The following is an 18,605-nucleotide window of genomic DNA, read 5'->3' as shown; positions in this document are numbered from 1 at the left end:
GGGATCCGACACAGCGGGATCCGACACAGCGGGATCCGACACAGCGGGATCCGACACAGCGGGATCCGACACAGCGGGATCCGACACAGCGGGATCGGACACCGCAGGAACGGACACGGCCGGGATGTGCCGGGTGCCGATCCGCTTGCGGAACACCCAGTACGTCCAACCCTGGTAGACGAGCACGGCGGGTGTGCCGAACGCGGCCACCCAGGTCATCACGGTCAGCGTGTAGGGGCTCGACGCGGCGCCGGCCACCGTCAGCGACCACGCCGGGTCCAGGGTGGACGGCAGCACGTCCGGGTACAGCGCGCCGAACAGCGCGGCCACCGTCGCCGCCACCACCACGCCCATCAACGCGAACGCCTGCCCCTCGCGCCGCAGCACCAGACGCCCGTACGCGCCGAGCGCGGCCACCGCCACCAGGATCGACGTGCCCCACGTCCACACCGACCCGAACCGCAGCTGCACGACCAGCAGCAGCACCAGCAACGGCAGCAACGCCACCGGCGCGGCCCTCAGCGCCAGGGCGCGGGCACGTTCCCGCACTTCGCCCTCGGTCTTCAGGGCCAGGAACACCGCGCCGTGCACGAACGCGTACCCGGCCACGGCCACCGCGCCGAGCAGCGTCTCCGGCCGGATCGAGGCGAACGCCGAGCCGACCCGGTCGCCCGCCGCGTCCAGCGGCATGCCGAACACGGTCACCGACAGCAGGAGGCCGACGCTGAGCGCGGCCGTCCACGACCCGGCGACGATCACCCGGTCCCACACCCGCCGCCACCGCGCCGAGTCGACCTTGCCCCGGTACTCGAACGCCACCCCGCGCCCGATCAGCGCCAGCAGGAACAACGTCAGCGGCAGGTAGGTCGAGCTGAGCAGCGCCGCGTACCAGGCGGGGAACGCGGCGAACGTGGCGCCGACCGCCACCAGCAACCACACCTCGTTGCCGTCCCACACCGGCCCGATGGTGTTGATCAGCACCCGCCGCTCGCGCTCCGACCGCCCGAGCACGGGCAGCAGCATGCCGACGCCGAAGTCGAACCCCTCCAGGAACAGGTAGCCCAGCCACAGCAGGGCGATCACGCAGAACCAGAGCGTCTCCACGGCTCCCCCTCTCAGTAGGCGAACGACAGGACGTCGTCGTCGGTCTTCTGCCCGTCGGTCTTGTGCCCGTCGGTCTTGTTCTCGTCGGTCTCGTTCTCGTCATCGCCCTTTCGAGCCGGCAGTACGCCCGCGACCCCCGCGCGGACGTACCGCCGGATCAGGAACACCTCGACGCCCGCCAGCACCCCGTAGACCAGCGTCAAGGCGACCAACGACGTCAACACCTCCCCCGGTGTCGACGACGACACGGCACGCGCGGTGAACATCCACACCCCGTCCACCCCGCTCGGGTTCGGCACCACCACGAACGGCTGCCGACCCATCTCGGTGAAGATCCAGCCGAAGCTGTTGGCCAGGAACGGCGTCGCGATGCCGCCGAGGGCCAGCCACGCGAACCAGCGCCCGCGCGGCACCCGACCGCCGCGCGTCAGCCACAGGACCAGCAGCCCCACCCCGGCCGCGATGGCGCCGAACCCGATCATCAGCCGGAAGCCCCAGTACGTGACCGGCAGGTTCGGCACGTAGTCGATCGGCTTGCCCGACAGCTCGCCCAGCTTCGGGTCGACCGGGTAGTTCGCGCCGTACTTCTCCTGGTACATCGGCACCAGGTCCTCGATGCCCTTGACCTCGGTGGTGAAGTCGTTGTGCGCCAGGAACGACAGCAGCGCGGGCACCGTGATGCTCTTGACGTTCTCGCAGTCGGGCCGCGACACGTCGCCCAGCGCGAACACCGAGAACGCGGCGGGCGACTCGGTGTGGCACAGCGCCTCGGCCGCCGCCATCTTCATCGGTTGCTGCTCGAACATCAGCTTGCCCTGCGCGTCGCCGCTGATCGCGAGCCCGGTGAACGCCACGACGCCCACCCACGCGCCGAGCTTCACCGAGGCGCGCCACACCGGCTCGTCGTCGGCGCGCCGCCACAGGTGCCACCCGGCGACGCCCGCCAGGAACGTCGCCGCGACGGCGAACGCGCCGAAGATCGTGTGCGGGAACGCGGCCAGCACGGTGTTGTTGCCCAGCACCGCCCAGATCGAGGTCAGGTGCGGACGCCCGTCGACCAGCTCCACGCCGACGGGGTGCTGCATCCACGAGTTCGCGGCCAGGATGAAGTACGCCGACGCCATCGTGGCCAGCGAGAACGCCCACACGCAGGCCAGGTGCGCCTTCTTCGGCAACCGGTCCCAGCCGAAGATCCACAGGCCGAGGAACGTGGACTCGACGAAGAACGCGACCAGGCCCTCCATGGCCAGCGGCGCGCCGAACACGTCGCCGACGAAGCGCGAGTAGGCGCTCCACGTCATGCCGAACTGGAACTCCTGCACGATGCCGGTGACCACGCCCATGGCGAAGTTGATCAGCAGCAGCTTGCCCCAGAACTTCGTCATCGCCAGGTACTTGCGGTCGCCCGTGCGCACCCACGCGGTCTGCATCCCGGCCACCAGCAGGGAGAGCCCGATGGTCAGCGGCACCATCAGGAAGTGGTAGACGGTGGTGATGCCGAACTGCCACCGCGCCAGGTCTAGGACGTCCACGAGTCGAACGTAGATCCGGAGCGCGGCGTTCCTCAGGTACGAGGGTCCCCCGTGGACCGGGACCAAGGTCCTGGGTGTGCCGGCGCCCGGTGTCCGCGCTCCCGGCGTCCTCAGCTCCCGGTGTCTGCGGCTCCCGGTGTCCGCCGTCACGTCCGGCGGCGGCAGGTGCGCCGGGTACTATGTGGACGCCAGAGGGGAGTAGTTCCCCCGGGTCACCACGACCGGGGCGAGAGGATCGACATACTGGTCCGCCTTGCGCGGATCCGGTCCCTCACCCGATCCGCACGCGGAACGGGCGAACGAGACCTCCGGCCGGGCAGCGCACCACGCCCGGTCGGGGTCGTGCTGCCTCCGTCCGGGTTCATTCGGACGACGGAGGTTCCCGTGGCACCTGAACTCATCGCCCTCGCGACGGCTTTCGCGATCGTCTTCCTGGCCGAGCTGCCGGACAAGACCATGGTCGCCACGCTCGTGCTCACCACCAGGTACCGGGCGTGGCCGGTGTTCGCGGGTGTCACGGCCGCGTTCGCGATCCAGTGCGTGGTGGCCGCGACGTTCGGCGGCGTGCTCACCCTCCTGCCCGACCGGGTGGTCGCGGCCGTGGTCGCCGTGCTGTTCGGCATCGGCTCGTTCCTGCTGCTCAAGGAGGGTTTCTCCGAGGACGGCGACGGAGCCGACGCCACCGCGAACGGCCCTGGTCAGGTGACGTTCCTGCGTGCGGCGCTGACGTCGTTCGGCGTCCTGTTCGCCGCCGAGTGGGGCGACGCCTCCCAACTCGCGACCGCCGCCCTGTCCGCCCGCTACGCCAGCCCCGTGTTCGTGGGCCTGGGCGCGTTCCTGGCGCTGGCCACCGTCGCCGCCATCGCGGTGCTGGTGGGCCGCCGCATCGCCACCCGCATCCCGACCCACCTGATCCAGCGGGTGAGCGGCTTCGTGTTCGCCGCGTTCGCCCTGTTCGCCCTGTGGCAGGCGGTCACGGGCTAGGTGCCGCTCGCCGACCGACTTGCGCGGGTGATCCGGCGGGATCGGGAGACGGGCGAGTTCGACACCGACCTGACGCTCGACTGGCTGGTCGCTGTCGCGGTGTCGCTGACGCACGCGGCGAGCGGAGAGGTCGACGCCGGCCGGAGGTCCGCCGGAGACGCGGCGCAAGCCCTTCGCACTACCATCCACAGTGTCTTCGGCCGCGACCTTTGACCACCGGTCCGACGCCGCCGCATTTCCGTTCGTTCAGGGAATGGCGAACCGCCGGACCGGTCCGCCAGAGTCGTCACATGCGAGATCAGCAAACTCCAGACCTACCGCCGCCGCACGTGGAGTTCAGCATCGACGCCTGGGCCTACCGCTGGCCGACCGGCACCGAGAAGTGCGAACTGATGCGTGGCATCCCAGTGTTCTACGGCGACTTCGACGAGCGCGACGTGGAGATCGCCCAACGCACCTATCCCGGTCGTCGGATCGTCCTCCACGAAGACGGCGTCCTCGAAATCCACCCCGCCGAATCCGACTCACCGACTGTCTGAGTTCAGCACGGCTCAGATCGCCGGTTCCGCGGTCCGAGGTGAAGCGCTCACCCAGACCGGCACCGGGTCGCCCGGCGGATGTGGCTGGTTCAGTCGGCCCACGGCGGGGCGTCAAGGCCGGGCCACTCGTTCAATGCCGCCGCGAGTTCGCCGTTGGAGATCACGGCAAGCACCCGGTATCGCGACCTCCGCAGACCGCGCACCTGGTAGACGAGCACGTAGTCCCACGCATCCGGCCGGGATTCGTCGAAGTCGTCAAGTGTGCCGGTGACAGCGTCGAGTTGCTTCTGGCGCTGGCGCGAGACACCCCTTCTCCACAACCTGTCACCGAGTGGACCCCCGTACTCCGACGGGGGAAGGTCCAGCGCGTCCCGGCTGACGGCCAGGAGTTCCTCGGCGACGGCCGAGGAAACCTTCAGGTACAGGTCTTCCGCCGCAGCGTCGGTCCACTCGACTTCATACACGGCCGCCATTGTGTTCGATCACTCGACCGGGTATACCCGACTCAGCAAGTCACCACCCGACCGGACCAATCCCACTACTGACAGCCAGGTTATCTCTACCGATTTTTGCGGTCCACTATCTGCTGCAGCACTTGGGCAGGCGACATGACGTTCGGGTGCTCTTCGACGGCACGTTCGTCCAACACCTCGCCGATCGTCCCGTGCGTGAGCACCAGTTCTTCGATCTCGACGTCACGCAGTGGGGTGATCAGGGCGATGAAGCGACCATGCTTGGTGATGACCGCGGGCTGGTGCGAGTCGTTGATCTCCTCCAATACCTGAGCCGTGCTCTGATTCAGCTCACGCATGGTGTAGGTCTTGACGTTCGCCAGCTCGGTCCTCGTCCTCATCGCTTCTCCCGGAGATCAGTCACACTTCGACAAGCTAGTCGGAGGTGGTCGGCACGTCATGCGGAATAGACGCGCTAATGCGCCACGAGACGCGGTAGACGTCCTCGTCCGCCCGTGACGACGCGAACCCCTCGCATCCGGCGACTCTTCGCGGCGGTACCGCACGGCGGCCCACCATCCCCCGGGAGGCAGCGGCGCAGGGGTGGTAAGTCGGCCACACCTCCTCGACGGGAGGAGCGGAGCGACCGGGTGGTCATCACCGCTCGGTGCGTCCGCATCAGGTGCGCAAGCGCGGGCACCTGGCGGTCCTGTGGACCGCTCTTGCGCGAGGGAGCTGCAGGGCTCCCACGTTCTGCCGGTCTCATGCACCACCCCTAACGTCACCACCACGAACCGCGTGGTTGTAGTATTTTTGTAGTACATGCCCCCCTGTTGTCAAGGGACACTCGCCATGGAGACAAAAGATCCAGGTCAAGGCAGTGCCGCTTGGCCGGGCGGTCCGGCACAGGAACTCGAATCGGTCCGCTCCGCGGCGCGGTGGTTGGTTGGTGCCTCGGCCGCCATCCTCGCCGTCCTGCTGGCGGGTGTGCAGGTGAGCGCCGTCAGTCGGATCGACGAGTTGACGCTTCCCCGATTCCTGGGTTCGGTGCCGACGGCGTTCCTCGCGCTCGGCTGCACCGGCACGGTTCTCTACCTGGCCGCCCGGGTCCTCATCCCTCCCGGCTGGACCTTGACCGGCCTCGCGCACCTCGAATCCACCAGGCCGCAGGAGTGGCGGAAACACTGGGCACACGAGGAACTCCAGGGCCGCCGCGCGCTCATCACGCCGACGACGGAACTCGACCTGGGAAAGCTCTACCGGCACCACCGCGCCACGTTCGTCGCTGTGGTGGAATTGCGGGAGACGGGACGCACCTCGCTCGACTCCAGCCTCGTGGGAGATTCCGCCGGCCGCGTCTCCTACTCCGCGGGCGAAGACGGCGACGAAGAGCGGCTCCTGCAGCGCTTGCAGATGGTCGAAGACATCGCCGAACGTGTCACGACCACGGTGAATCTGGCCGACGTACACCGCAGGTACCGACGACTCGTCCGACGCCTGCCCTGGCTCGGAGTGGTGGCGACGCTCTCGATCGCGGCTTTCATCTGGGCGACCGCTCCCGCGAACGGAGCACCGGTGACCACACCGTTCCGGGTCGACATCCACTTCACCGACGACCGGCGCCTCTTGGTCGACGAGGGACTCCCCGCCGACTGCGCAGGACGCACCATCGACGGTGTGGCGCTCGGAGGGACGTTCGAGGAACCGGTTGTGACCAGCGTGGGGCATGCCGGGTGCAGTTTGAAGCAGCAAAGGCTCGGCAAGGGCACCGCAGCGGTGGTACCACAACCGCCCACCACCAAGTAACGCGTCAGCGCAACGCGTCAGCGACCTCCTGAGCCGCCCTCACGACCTGGGGGCCCACCACGTCACCGTCCAGCCTCTCCAGAGCCACCACGCCCACGCTGGCCCGCAATCCGGGCACGCCGCGCACCGGCGCCGCCACCCCGTACGCACCGGGCTGGAGCTCACCCGTCGAGTGCACCCACTGCCGCCCCTCCGGCGACAGCCCGATGGCCTTGCCCGCCGCACCCCGGTGCACGGGGTGGCGCGACCCGACCCGGTAGGCCACGTGGTACGCCGTCCACGACGGCTCCACCACGGCCACCGCCTGCGCCTCGCTCCCGTCCGCCACGGTCAGGTGCGACGTCGCGCCCACGGTCTCGGCCAACGTCCGCAGCGCCGGCTGCGCGGCCAGCCGCAACTGCGGCAGCACGTTCGACGCCAGCCGCAGCACGCCCAGCCCGAGCCGCACCTTCGACCCCTCGCGCCGCACCAGCCCGCGTGACTGCAACGGCACCAGCAGCCGGTACACCGCGGCCCGCGAAGCGCCGATGGCCGCCGCCAGCTCGCTGATCGACGGCGCCTCCGACTCGGCGTCGGCCACCGCCTGGAGCAGGGCCAGGCCCCGCTCCAGGGTCAGCGAGCTCTCCTTCGACGCGGGCGCGGGCAACCGGCCGCGCGGATCGGGTCTGACCACGCTCTACCTCTCGTCGGCGGGCGCGACCGTGCCGACCACCTCGGCCAGCCCGACGACCGAACCACCCTCACCCGGAGCCGTCGCGGTGATCCGCACCGTGTCGCCGTCCTCCAGGAACGTCCGCTCGCCGTCGTCGAGCACCACCGGCTCCTTCCCGCCCCAGCTCAGCTCCAGGAAGGAGCCGCGCTCGTCGCGGGCCGGGCCGGACACGGTGCCCGACGCGATCAGGTCGCCCGGCCGAACGGTAGCGCCGTTCACCGACAGGTGCGCGAGTTGTTGCGCGAACGTCCACGACATCTCGCGGAACGGCGGCCTGGACACCACGGTGCCGTTCCACTCGACCTCCAGGTCGATGTCCAGGCCCCACGACCGGTCCTCGACCAGGTACGGCAGCACGTCGTTGCCCAGCGGCGGCGGTGTCACCCTGGCCACCGCGAACGCCTCCAGCGGCGTGATCCAGGCCGAGACCGACGTGGCGAACGACTTGCCCAGGAACGGGCCGAGCGGCTGGTACTCCCAGGCCTGGATGTCGCGCGCGGACCAGTCGTTGACCAGCGCCACGCCGAACACGTGCTCGACCGCCCGCGACGGCGTCAACCGCGACGCGACCGGACCGCCGCACACGAACCCCACCTCGGCTTCGATGTCCAGCCGCCCGGTCGGCCCGAACACCGGACCGGAGGACGACCGCCGCTGGCCGTGCGGCCGGACGATCGGCGTGCCGGACACGACGACCGTCCCGGCCCGGCCGTGGTAGCCGACCGGCAGGTGCGTCCAGTTCGGCAGCAGCGCCTCGCCGTCGGGCCGGAAGATGCGGCCGACGTTCTCCGCGTGGTGCCGCGACGAGTAGAAGTCGACGTAGTCGGCCACGGTGAACGGCAGCACCGCGCCGTCCAGCCCGACCAGCTCCGCGCCGCGCGGCGCGGACGTGGCCGAGACGATCTCGACCAGCCGCGCCCGCAGCTCGCTCCACGCCGGCCGCCCGGCCGCCAGCAGGGCGTCCAGGGAGCCCGCGGCCACCAACGGCTCCAGCCGCTCGCCCAGGGCCAGCCCGCGCAGCGGCAGCGCCCGGTCGCCCACCCGCACCGCGACACCGCCGGCCACGACGCCGTAGGGCAGCGTCTGCGGCCCGAACGGCGCGTCGGCGGTGAAGGCGGGATCCTCGATCCAGCTCACAGCAGACCCAGCTCCTCCAGGTCGGCGATCGGCTCGTCCAGCGAGCACGAGCCGTAGGAGGCGAACACGCCGCGGACGGCGTGCGCGGCCTGGTCGGTCAGCCCGGAGGCCTCCTCGCCCAGCGCGACGGCGTCCGTGCTGGACAACGCCTCGCGCACGTCGCCGCCGGACAGCGAGCGCGCGGTGGCGACGAGGAGGTTGAGGAACCCGTGGTGGGTGAACCCGGTCGCCTCGTCGGTGCGCCGCACGGCGTGGTGCAGCCCGGCGGTCGCCTTGAAGGCCACGCCACCGCTGCTGACCACGGCCAGGAAGTCGGCGACCTCGTCGACGCTGGGGAAGTTCTCCTTGCTGACCCCGCCGCACCGCAGCTTGGGCCAGCTGCCGTGCTCGATGACGCGGCGCACGCCGTCCAGCCACTCGGCGCCGCCCCGGCGGGGCTCGACCACCCGGATCACGTCCTCGGGCACGAACTCCGAGACGCGTTCGAGCCACACCTCGTCCACATCGGACGGGGCCGGCATCTCGACCATCCGCAGCGCCAAGAGCTCGCTGCGGGATTCGACGATCGACACGGCTTTGGGCACACCTCCCAGACCCGTGTCGATCACCAGCGAGAGGGCCACCGGCTTGACCGGCTTGACCTTGATCAGCTCGGTGATGAGCTCGGCGAGGCGCGACGCGGGACACAGGAAGAGACCGACCGCACCGGCCCATTCCCCGGCGCGTGCGTCGAGGTGGCCGCGGACCGCGTCGGGCATGGATGCGTTGCCCGGCGGGAACAGTGCGGCGTCGTCGACAAGCCGCGCGAGCAGGGGCGGAGTGCCGCGTGGACCGGGCGCACGGAGTTCGAAGGCGCTTGACACGGCTGACACGCTAGTGGCGTACCGGTCAATGAACAAAGATGTCCGACTATCGAACGCCCGGAGTGAACCATGGCGTACTACCGCCAGGTGGGTGAGATCCCCCGAAAGCGCCACACGCAGTTCCGCACACCGGAGGGCGGGCTGTACGCGGAAGAGCTCATGGGGGTCGAGGGCTTCTCAGCCGATTCGGCGCTGCTCTACCACCGCCACCTGCCGACCGCGATCGTCGACGCGGTCACCGTCGAGGAGGCGCGCGGCGCGTTGGCGCCGAACCTCCCGCTCAAGCCGCGGCACTTCAGGACACCGGCGTTGACCTGGGGTTCCGACGTGGACGCGGTCACCGGTCGGCGCACCCTGCTCGGCAACTCCGACGTGGTCATCGCGTTCGTGACCGCGACCGCGCCCAGCCCGCTGTACCGCAACGCGGCCGGCGACGAGCTGCTCTACGTGCAGTCCGGCGAGGGCGTCGTCGAGACGATCTACGGCGCGCTGCCGGTCGCCGAGGGCGACTACGTGGTGCTGCCGACGTCGTGCACCTACCGCGTGGTGCCCTCCGAGCCGATGAACGTCCTCGTGCTCGAAGCGACCGGCCACATCGGACCGCCGAAGCGGTACCTGTCGGCCAAGGGCCAGTTCCTGGAGCACTCGCCGTTCTGCGAGCGCGACGTCCGCGGGCCGGCTGAGCCGCTGCTGGTGGACGGCGAGGACGTCGACGTGCTCGTGCGGCACCGCGCCGGACTCACCCGGTTCACCTACGCCAACCACCCGTTCGACGTAGTCGGCTGGGACGGCTGCCTGTACCCGTGGGTGTTCAACATCCGCGACTTCGAGCCCATCACGGGCCGCGTGCACCAGCCGCCGCCCGTGCACCAGACCTTCGAGGGTCCGAACTTCGTGGTGTGCTCGTTCGTGCCGCGCAAGGTCGACTACCACCCGTTGTCGATCCCGGTGCCCTACAACCACGCCAATGTCGACTCCGACGAGCTGATGTTCTACGTCGGCGGCAACTACGAGGCCCGCAAGGGCTCCGGCATCGGCCTCGGCTCGCTGTCGCTGCACCCGTCGGGCTGCACGCACGGACCGCAGCCCGGCGCGGTCGAGGCGTCGCTGGGCGTGGACCACTTCGACGAGACCGCGGTCATGGTGGACACCTTCCGGCCGCTGGACCTGGGCGAGGCGGCGCTGGCGTCGGAGGACCCGAAGTACGCCTGGTCCTGGGCACGTCGGGGTCCCGACCTGGATTGATCCAATTTTGTCGGTGGGTGGCTCTAACGTCTGCCGGCATGGACGCACGAGCGCTTCTGGAGCAGGCCCCGGACGGCCAGGTGGCGAGCAGCGCCACCCGGCTGGCGGGGTCCTCCGGTTGGCACGGGACGGGTCGCAGCGACACGGCCCTGTGGGGTCTGTGCAAGGGCAGCGGGAAGAACCCCTACCAGGTGTGCGTCGACCTGGGTGACCGGGCGACGAAGTGCTCGTGCCCGTCGCGCAAGTTCCCGTGCAAGCACGCGTTGGCGTTGCAGCTGCGCGACGCGCGGGAGCCGCTGGCCGTCGCGGAGACGCCCGACTGGGTGGACGAGTGGCTGGCCCGGCGCAACCGCGCCGCCGCCGCTCCGGTGGCCGCGGACGACTCGCCGGAGGCGGTGCAGCGGCGCGCCAAGGCCAAGGAGAAGACGGCCTCGGCCAGGCAGAACGCGGTGCGCGCGGGCGTGGCGGGGCTGACCGACTGGCTGGCCGACGTGGCCGGCGCGGGCCTGGCGGGGCTGCCCGCGCGGGACGCGGCGTGGTGGCACTCGATCGAGGCCCGGATGGTCGACGCGCAGGCCAAGGGTTTGGCGTCGGCGGTGGACGAGGTGCGCGGCATCGTCGCCGCGGGTGGGCCCCGGTGGGCGCACGACGCGGCGGACCGGTTGGGCGGGATGCACCTGCTGGCGCGGTTGTCCACCTCGCCCGGTGCGGTGGTGGCCGATGCGGTGGTGCCCGATGCGGTGGTGCGCCGTCGGCTGGGCTTCTCCGTGGCGGAGGAGGAGGTGCGCGGCGGTCCGGGCTGGTCGGACCAGTGGGCGCCGTTGCTGAAGCTGGAGTCCGACGACGGCCTGGTGCGGACCGTGCGGCAGTGGGCGTGGGGGCGTGCGCACGGGTGGGTGGTGGCGGTGCGGCACGCCGGTGGCGGTGCCCGTCCCGCTCCGCCGTTGACGCACGGGGTGCAGGTGCAGGGGGTGCTGCACCCGTACCCCGGCGTGCCGCCGCACCGGGTGGCGGTGGGTGAGCTGCTGGTGGAGCGGCCGCCGGAGCCGGTGCCCGCGCCGGAGTCGTGGCGTGCGGCGCTGGCCGGGCTGGAGGAGCACCTGAAGGCCGACCCGTGGCAGCGCCTGCACCCGCTGGGGTGCGCGTCGGTGCGGGTCACCGAGGACGTGCTGTGGTTGGTCGACGGGACGGGGCGCGGGGTACGGGTGCGGGGTGACCTGGCGCTGGACCAGGCGTTGGCCCTGACGGGCGGCGAGCCGTTCGACGCGTGGGGCCTGTGGAACGGTGGCGAGCTGCGCCTGGGCGCGGTGGCCACGCCGGGCGGAGCACCGGAGGTCGTGGGATGATCAAGCCGCAGCACGGACTTCCGCGACACGATCGGGTGATCATCGCCCGAAAATGTACGGAAACACCGTTACCGCCCCTCGGTTGCATACGAGGAACCGCGACCGGCCGACCCGCCCCACCCGGCGCCACGGGTGGCCAGACCGGTCGACCCGGTGCCACGGGTGGTCGGCCATGACCCTCCAGGCCGACTGGGACGAAGCCGTCCAGGCCGCGTTGGTGGGCGCCCACCGGTCGGGCACCACACCGACCGCGCTGCTGGACCGCCTCGCCGCGCTGGGCGTGGCCACGCACGGCGCGCAGCTGCCGCCGACCGTCGACACCCCGCCGCTGCCCGCCGCACCGCCCTCCGACGACGTGCTCGCGCACCCGGCCGCGAGGTCCGTGCTGGTCCAGATCCTGGCCCTGGACGACCAGGTGCTGCTCACGGAGTGGTGCGGCATGGCCAGGACCGCGGGCGTCGTCGCCGGCCACCACGAGCTGCCCGCGTTGCTGGGCCTGGGCACCGCCCACCCCGGCCTGCGCCCGGCCGTGTCCGCCGTCCTCGGCGCCCGCGGCCGGTGGCTGGCGGGCATCCGGCCCGGCTGGGCCTGGGCGGTCACCGGCGCGACGACGCCGGAAGTCGACCTCGACCAGGTCCTCGACCTGCCCGGCCAGTCACGCCTGGCCGCGCTGCGGCGCGCGCGCAACGAGGATCCAGCGAAGACGCGCGACTTCCTGGCCGCGCAGTTCGACCTCCAACGGCGCGCCACCGACCGCCAGGTGCTGGTCAGCGCGCTGGAGGCGAACCTGGGCCCGGACGACGAACCGCTGCTCGAACGCGCGTTGGACGACCGCGCGATCGGCGTGCACGACGAGGCGTTGCGCCTGCTGCGCACCCTGCCCGCGTCCGACCTGGCCGAACGCGCCGCCGAACGCCTGCACCGCGGCCTGTGGCTCACCGCCGACGGCTTCGACGTGCAGACCGACGAGCTGTGGGCCGAGCTCGCGCCCGAGCCGGACGAGGCCCGCGACCTGATGAAGGACGGGTCCGAGGCGGGTGTCGCGGGCCGGCTCCGGGGCGCGGCGGCCAGCGTGCCGCCGCAGCACTGGACCAGCCGGCTGGACACCGACGACGAGGGCGCCGCCGGCGAGCTCGCCCGCGGCCCGTGGGCGAGCTCGCTGCTGCGCGGCGTGGCGCAGAACCTGAAGCTCGCCGACGACGCCCGGCCGTGGGCGGTCGCGGCGACCCGGTCGCTGACCGGCATGGAGCAGCTGGAGATGCTCGGCGGGCTGCCCGCCGACCTGGCCGCGCGCACCGTGGTCGAGGTGTCGCGGCAGTGGAACTACGACCTGCTCGACCACGCCTGCTCGCAGTTGCCGGCGCCGTGGAGCGCGCGGGCCACCGCGGACCTGCTCGACCGCTACGCCGGTATGCGCGATCCGAGGTGGCGCGCCGGCCGACCGCCCGCGGTGCTGCTGGCCAGGGGCGATGCCGAGGTGCTCGGCGCGGACTGGGCGCGCATCACCGAGCGCTGGCCCGAGCACACCGTCGAACTCGACGTCCTGCGCCTGCGCATGCAGCTGCGCGAGGCGTTCAACCACCGGGAGGAAAGCCAGTGACCACCGAATCCGTGCTGCGGCCCGCCGCGGAACAGCAGTACGCCGCCGAGCTCGTGGCCCTGGCCGCGGCGGACGACCGCCCGCGCCCGCCGCGGTGGCGGATGTCGCCGCAGGCGGTGGTCACCTACGTGCTCGGCGGCAGGCTCTCGGACGGCACCGTGATCACGCCGAAGTACGTCGGCGACCGGCGGCTGGTGGAGGTGGCCGTCGGCACGCTGGTCACCGACCGGGCGTTGTTGCTGGTCGGCGTACCGGGCACGGCGAAGTCGTGGCTGTCGGAGCACATCGCGGCGGCCGTGAGCGGCAACTCGACGCTGGTCGTGCAGGGCACCGCGGGCACGGGCGAGGACCAGGTCCGCTACGGCTGGAACTACGCCCGGCTCATCGCCGAGGGGCCGTCGGAGGCGGCGGTGGTGGCGAGCCCGGTGATGACGGGGATGCGCGAGGGCGCGGTGGTCCGGATCGAGGAGCTGACCCGGATGCCCGCCGAGGTGCAGGACTCGTTCATCACGATCCTGTCCGAGAAGACGCTGCCGATCCCGGAGCTGGGCATCCAGGTGCAGGCCGTGCCCGGGTTCACCGTGATCGCCACCGCGAACGACCGCGACCGCGGCGTGAACCAGATGTCGTCCGCGCTGGCCCGCCGCTTCAACACCGTCGTGCTGCCGCCGCCCGCGACCGAGGACGACGAGGTGGAGATCGTCTCGGCCCGCGCCGCGCAGCTCGGCCGTGCGTTGCAGCTGCCCGCCGAGCCGCCGGCGTTGGAGGAGGTGCGCCGGGTGGTGCGGATCTTCCGGGAGCTGCGCAACGGGTCCACCGTGGACGGTCGCACGCAGCTGAAGAAGCCGAGCGGCAGCCTTTCCACGGCCGAGGCGATCTCGGTGGTGACCAGCGGCATGGCGTTGGCCGCGCACTTCGGCGACGGCACGATCACCGCCGACGAGCTGGCGTCCGGCCTGCTCGGCGCGGTGGTGAAGGACCGCGTGTCGGACACCGCGGCGTGGCAGGAGTACCTGGAAGCGGTGGTGAAGGAGCGTGCGGAGTGGCGCGACCTGTACCGGGCGTGCCAGGACATGGTGGGCTGATGACGAGGGAACAGCAGCCCCTGCCCGAGCGGGTGACGCTGCTCGGGATCCGGCACCACGGTCCGGGTTCGGCGCGCATGGTCGCGGCGGCGCTGGCGGCCGTGCGGCCGGAGGTGGTGCTGATCGAGGGTCCGCCGGAGGGTGACGCGCTGCTGCGGCACGTGCCCGACCTGACGCCGCCGGTGGCGTTGCTGCTGCACGACGAGGCGGAGCCGGCGCGGGCCGCGTTCTGGCCGTTCGCCGAGTTCTCGCCGGAGTGGCGGGCGATGACGTGGGCGCACGCCAACGGTGTCCCGGTGCGCTTCTTCGACCTGCCCGCCGCCGCGTCCCTGGACGACACCCCGACCGAACCGACCGAGCCGACCGGCTCACCGGAGTCGGCCGAGGCCCCGCGAGCCGCGATCGACCCCCTGGGCACGCTGGCCGAGGCGGCCGGTTTCGACGACCCGGAACGCTGGTGGGAGGACGTGGTCGAGCACCACACCGACCCGCAGGACCTGGCCGAGGCGGTCGCGGAGGCGATGGGCGCGTTGCGGGAGGAGTTCGCCGACCAGGTGGACGCCCGCACGTTGCGCCGGGAAGCCGCGATGCGGCAGAACGTGCGGCAGGCGTTGAAGGACGTCGACGGCCCGATCGCGGTGGTGGCCGGTGCCTGGCACGTGCCCGCGCTGCGCACCCTGCCTCCGGCCTCGGTCGACGCCGCCGCGCTGAAAGGCCTGCCGCGCAAGAAGATCTCCGGCACGTGGGTGCCGTGGAGCCACGGCAAGCTGGCCGCGTCGTCCGGGTATGGCGCGGGCGTCGACTCGCCCGGCTGGTACGCGCACCTGTGGGAGTGCGCCGAACGGGGCGACGCCGTGCCGCGCTGGTTCGCCAAGGTGTGCGCGGTGCTGCGGGCGGAGGACTTGCCCGCGTCGACGGCGAGCGCGGTGGAGGCGGTGCGGCTGGCGGACGCGTTGGCCGCGATGCGGGGCCGGCCGTCGCCCGGTCTGTCGGAGGTGATGGAGGCGTCGTTGGCGGTGTTGTGCGGCGGCGACGCGACCCCGCTCCGGCTGGTGCACGAGGAGTTGGTAGTCGGCGAGCGGTTGGGCGCGGTGGGTGACGACGTGCCGACCTCGCCGTTGGCCGCGGACCTGGCCCGCCTGCAACGCCGCCTGCGCCTGCAACCCAGCACCGCGGTCAAGCCGATCCGCCTGGACCTGCGCAAGGACACCGATCGGGAACGCTCGAAGCTGTTGCGGCGCCTGGAAGTGCTGGACGTCCCGTGGGGCACGCCGGACACGACCCGCACGTTGGGCACGTTCGCCGAGGCGTGGCAGCTGCACTGGCAGCCGGAGTTCGCGGTGGCGCTGGCCGTGGCCGCCCGGCACGGCACCACCGTCGAGGCCGCCGCCCGCACCGTGCTGGTCGCCCGGGCCTCGGCGGCCACCCGCGTGGTCGACGCCGCGGAGGCACTGAGCCGGTCGGTGGGGTGCGAGATCCCGGAGGCCGTCGCCGCGTCCCGCCAGGCGCTGGACCGCTGCGCGGCGGCCGCGACCGACGCCCTGGAGCTCCTGTCCGCCCTCCCGGACCTCGCGACCACCGTGCGCTACGGCTCGGTGCGCGGCACGGACCCGGAGCTGCTGCGCGTCGCCCTGCACGGGTTGCTGGCGCGCGGCGCGGTCGGCCTGCCGATCGCGTGCCGGGGCGTGGACGAGGACACGGCGGAACGCGCGGTCAAGGCGGTCGAGGGCGCGGACGACGCGGTCCGCCTGGCCGCCGACGACGAGCACCGCGACACGTGGCAGCGGGCGCTGAGGTCCCTGGTGGCCATGCCGGACGCGCACGGCCTGCCGACGGGCCGCGCGACGCGCCTGCTGTGGGAAACGGGTGCCCTGGACTCCGACGAGGTCGCCGCCCGCCTGCACCGCGCGGTCTCCCTGGCCGCCGGTGCGACGGCGTTCGTGGCGGGCTTCCTGCGCGGGTCGGCCGCGCTGCTCACCGCGGACCCGCGTCTGTTCGGTGTGGTGGACGAGTGGCTGACGGGCCTGTCGGGCGCCGATTTCGCGGCCGCGCTACCCCTGCTGCGCCGGGCGGTGGGCGAGTTCAGCCCGGCGGAGCGCCGGATGCTCGGCGACCGGGTCAGGGGCACGGCGGCGGGCGGGGCGGCGACGGCGACGGCGAGCGATTGGGACGAGGAGCTCGCGGCGCGTCTCGCCGGTCACGTGCGCGATCTCCTGGGCGCCGGCGCATGACGTGCGGCGGGCGTCGCCGGCGGCGGTCGGGACGGGCCAAGCGGCGGGTGGCGTGGAGTGGACGTGGGGGTGGTTGTCGGCGGCCTCATGGTTTCTAACCGAGGACCGGTAACGGTGTTTCCGTACATATTCGGGCGATGATCACCCGATTGTGTGACACAGGGCCTGGGTGGCCGGGATGGGTGGGATGTTCGCGTGACGCACGATATCGCGGTTGAGCGGCAACGGCGATGGCGGCTGTTGTTGGGTGGCGCGGCCGGGGACCTCGGTGCTCTCGGCGACGACGACCAGCGGCGGGACGCGGCGTTGACCGGGTTGTACGGCGGCGGTGACGCGGTGGACGCCGGCGGGAAGCGGAGTGCCGGGTTGGGTGGGTCGTCGCCGGTGCTGCACCGGTGGTTGGGCGATGTCCGCACGTACTTCCCGAGCTCGGTCGTCCAGGTCATGCAGAAGGACGCGGTCGAGCGGTTGGGGCTGCGCCAACTGCTGCTGGAACCCGAACTGCTGTCGAGCGTGGAACCGGACGTGAGCCTGGTCGGCACCTTGGTCTCGCTGTCGCGCGCCATCCCGGAGCGCACCCGCGAGACCGCCCGCGCCGTGGTGCGCAAGGTCGTGGAGGACATCGAGCGCAGGCTGGCCGACCGCCTCCTGGCCGCCGTGCACGGCGCGATCGACCGGTCCCGCCGCACGAGCCGGCCGCGGCTGTCCGATGTGGACTGGAACCGCACGATCCGGAAGAACCTGCGCCACTACCAGCCCGACCAGGGCACGGTGGTCGTGCAGGACCTGGTCGGCAACAGCCGGCGCAGCCGCCAGGCCTCGCTGCGGGACGTGGTCCTGCTGGTCGACCAGTCCGGTTCGATGGCCGAGTCGGTCGTGTACTCCGCCGTGCTGGGCGCGTCGTTGGCCTCGTTGAAGGCGGTCGACACGAAGCTGGTCGTGTTCGACACCGAGGTGGTGGACCTGACCGAGCAGTTGAAGGACCCGGTGGACCTGCTGTTCTCCACCCAGCTGGGTGGCGGCACGGACATCAACCGCGCGGTCGCCTACGGCCAGTCACTGGTGCGCCGCCCGACGGACACGGTGATGGTGCTGATCAGCGACCTGTACGAGGGTGGTGTCGCGCGCGAGTTGCAGCGGCGGGTGCGGGAGTTGGTGCAGAGCGGGGTGACGGTCGTGGTGCTGCTCGCGCTGTCCGACAGCGGCACGCCCGCCTACGACCACGAGCTGGCGGCGAAGCTGTCGGAGCTGGGCGCGCCCGCGTTCGCCTGCACCCCGGACCGGTTCCCGGACCTGCTGGCCACGGCGTTGCGGCGGGAGGACGTCGCCGCCTGGGCAGAGCAGAGCGGCATCCCGGTCGGCCGGTAGCCCGCCGACCGGCGTCAACCCGCCAACCAGCGTCAACCCGCGTCGACCCGCCAACCCGTCAGCCCACGTCAGCTCGTCGGGCGAACGGGCGACCTCACCGGATGACCACCCGTCCGAGGGTCATGAACGGCGCGCCGCGGGTCAGCACCACCGTCCGGCCGCGCGGGTCGGGCCCGGCCAGCCACACGCGCCCGCCGCGGCGGATGTTCTCGCGCACCCGTTCGGGGATCTCGGCCAGCCGCAGGAACGTGCGGTCGGAGTCCGCCGTCTCCAGGTACGCCTGCCGCCCGACGCGCGTGCGCCCCGGCACGAAGTTCACCTCGACGGGGTGCCGGGGGTAGGTCGCGAGCAGCCGCCGCAGCGCGCGGCGGGAGAAGAAGTGCCGCAGCCCGGGCACGGCGAGTTCCACGCACAGCGGCGTGAGCAGGAAGACCCAGCGCGAGCCGAGCCACTCGGACACGACCCACAGCGTCAGCAACGCGAGCAGGGCCAGCCCGACGAACCCGACCGCGCGGCGATCCGCGCTGGTCAGGCACTTGTCAACCCAAGTTTCGCCCACCACTGCTCCCAGCAAACCAGAGTTCCCCCTCCGGGGTAACCG

Annotated in this window: 17 protein-coding genes and 1 pseudogene; 10 read left to right on the top strand and 8 right to left on the bottom strand. The window is 72.0% G+C overall.

From position 1 onward, the window contains the following. Positions 1–114: 114 nt before the first annotated feature. Both cydB and AB0K14_RS01715 read right to left on the bottom strand, forming a co-directional pair. Positions 115–1,104 (bottom strand): annotated as a pseudogene (gene cydB / locus AB0K14_RS01720) (cytochrome d ubiquinol oxidase subunit II); the annotation flags it as partial. Between the two features lie 11 nt (positions 1,105–1,115). Further along, entirely contained in the window at positions 1,116–2,636 is a 1,521-nt protein-coding gene (locus AB0K14_RS01715) for a cytochrome ubiquinol oxidase subunit I (RefSeq protein WP_360448279.1), read from the bottom strand. Positions 2,637–3,020: 384 nt separating this feature from the next. On the opposite strand from AB0K14_RS01715, the gene AB0K14_RS01710 reads away from it, so the two are divergent. The 3 genes from AB0K14_RS01710 (at position 3,021) to AB0K14_RS01700 (ending at position 4,159) form a co-directional block, all read left to right on the top strand. Then, on the top strand, positions 3,021–3,620 hold the full coding sequence (locus tag AB0K14_RS01710) for a TMEM165/GDT1 family protein (protein WP_360448281.1): 600 nt from the start codon (positions 3,021–3,023) through the stop codon (positions 3,618–3,620). Then, entirely contained in the window at positions 3,621–3,833 is a 213-nt protein-coding gene (locus AB0K14_RS01705; protein ID WP_360448283.1) for a hypothetical protein, read from the top strand. Positions 3,834–3,949: 116 nt separating this feature from the next. Next, positions 3,950–4,159 (top strand): hypothetical protein, encoded by a 210-nt coding sequence (locus tag AB0K14_RS01700; protein ID WP_360448285.1) that lies wholly within the window; start codon positions 3,950–3,952, stop codon positions 4,157–4,159. Positions 4,160–4,248: 89 nt separating this feature from the next. On the opposite strand, the gene AB0K14_RS01695 is transcribed toward AB0K14_RS01700, so the two are convergent. Together AB0K14_RS01695 and AB0K14_RS01690 are read right to left on the bottom strand one after the other, a co-directional pair. After that, entirely contained in the window at positions 4,249–4,623 is a 375-nt protein-coding gene (locus tag AB0K14_RS01695) for a hypothetical protein (protein WP_360448288.1), read from the bottom strand. Between the two features lie 95 nt (positions 4,624–4,718). Continuing rightward, a complete protein-coding gene (locus AB0K14_RS01690) occupies positions 4,719–5,012 on the bottom strand; it encodes a type II toxin-antitoxin system prevent-host-death family antitoxin (protein ID WP_360448290.1) in 294 nt (97 codons plus the stop codon). A gap of 451 nt (positions 5,013–5,463) precedes the next feature. Here AB0K14_RS01690 and AB0K14_RS01685 point away from each other — a divergent pair, with 451 nt between their 5' ends. Then, a complete protein-coding gene (locus tag AB0K14_RS01685) occupies positions 5,464–6,417 on the top strand; it encodes a hypothetical protein (protein ID WP_360448293.1) in 954 nt (317 codons plus the stop codon). A gap of 4 nt (positions 6,418–6,421) precedes the next feature. Here the strand turns inward: AB0K14_RS01685 and AB0K14_RS01680 are convergent, their stop codons facing one another. Genes AB0K14_RS01680 through AB0K14_RS01670 form a run of 3 tightly spaced genes read right to left on the bottom strand, consistent with a single transcriptional unit; the run spans position 6,422 to position 9,129 of the window. Further along, positions 6,422–7,090, bottom strand: a complete 669-nt coding sequence (locus AB0K14_RS01680) for a helix-turn-helix domain-containing protein (RefSeq protein WP_360448295.1) — start codon at positions 7,088–7,090, stop codon at positions 6,422–6,424. Positions 7,091–7,093: 3 nt separating this feature from the next. Continuing rightward, positions 7,094–8,266 carry a fumarylacetoacetate hydrolase family protein gene (locus AB0K14_RS01675; RefSeq protein WP_360448297.1) on the bottom strand — a complete coding sequence of 391 codons (1,173 nt, stop codon included), beginning with the start codon at positions 8,264–8,266 and terminating at the stop codon, positions 7,094–7,096. Then, a complete protein-coding gene (locus tag AB0K14_RS01670) occupies positions 8,263–9,129 on the bottom strand; it encodes a hypothetical protein (protein ID WP_360448300.1) in 867 nt (288 codons plus the stop codon). The genes AB0K14_RS01675 and AB0K14_RS01670 overlap by 4 nt, the downstream gene beginning before the upstream one ends. Positions 9,130–9,198: 69 nt before the next feature. Between AB0K14_RS01670 and AB0K14_RS01665 the strand changes: the two genes are divergently transcribed. From AB0K14_RS01665 to AB0K14_RS01640, 6 genes are all read left to right on the top strand, one after another. Further along, positions 9,199–10,374 carry a homogentisate 1,2-dioxygenase gene (locus tag AB0K14_RS01665; protein WP_360448302.1) on the top strand — a complete coding sequence of 392 codons (1,176 nt, stop codon included), beginning with the start codon at positions 9,199–9,201 and terminating at the stop codon, positions 10,372–10,374. A 38-nt stretch (positions 10,375–10,412) separates the two neighbouring features. Then, a complete protein-coding gene (locus AB0K14_RS01660; RefSeq protein WP_360448304.1) occupies positions 10,413–11,720 on the top strand; it encodes an SWIM zinc finger family protein in 1,308 nt (435 codons plus the stop codon). A 172-nt stretch (positions 11,721–11,892) separates the two neighbouring features. Further along, positions 11,893–13,320, top strand: coding sequence for a DUF5691 domain-containing protein (locus tag AB0K14_RS01655; protein ID WP_360448307.1), 1,428 nt, complete (start codon positions 11,893–11,895; stop codon positions 13,318–13,320). After that, the gene (locus tag AB0K14_RS01650; protein WP_360448309.1) at positions 13,317–14,405 is read left to right on the top strand and encodes an AAA family ATPase; all 1,089 of its coding nucleotides are present in this window, start codon (positions 13,317–13,319) and stop codon (positions 14,403–14,405) included. The genes AB0K14_RS01655 and AB0K14_RS01650 overlap by 4 nt, the downstream gene beginning before the upstream one ends. Next, positions 14,405–16,636, top strand: coding sequence for a DUF5682 family protein (locus tag AB0K14_RS01645; RefSeq protein ID WP_360448312.1), 2,232 nt, complete (start codon positions 14,405–14,407; stop codon positions 16,634–16,636). Before AB0K14_RS01650 ends, AB0K14_RS01645 begins: the two co-directional genes overlap by 1 nt. 195 nt (positions 16,637–16,831) lie before the next feature. After that, positions 16,832–18,004, top strand: a complete 1,173-nt coding sequence (locus AB0K14_RS01640) for a VWA domain-containing protein (RefSeq protein WP_360448315.1) — start codon at positions 16,832–16,834, stop codon at positions 18,002–18,004. A 94-nt stretch (positions 18,005–18,098) separates the two neighbouring features. Here the strand turns inward: AB0K14_RS01640 and AB0K14_RS01635 are convergent, their stop codons facing one another. After that, positions 18,099–18,563, bottom strand: coding sequence for a hypothetical protein (locus AB0K14_RS01635; protein ID WP_360448317.1), 465 nt, complete (start codon positions 18,561–18,563; stop codon positions 18,099–18,101). Between the last annotated feature and the right edge of the window lie 42 nt (positions 18,564–18,605).

It is taken from the genome of Actinosynnema sp. NPDC050801 (genome assembly GCF_040673975.1).
In the GTDB taxonomy this organism is placed as follows: domain Bacteria; phylum Actinomycetota; class Actinomycetes; order Mycobacteriales; family Pseudonocardiaceae; genus Actinosynnema.
This window is presented reverse-complemented; position numbering and strand designations above follow the sequence as displayed.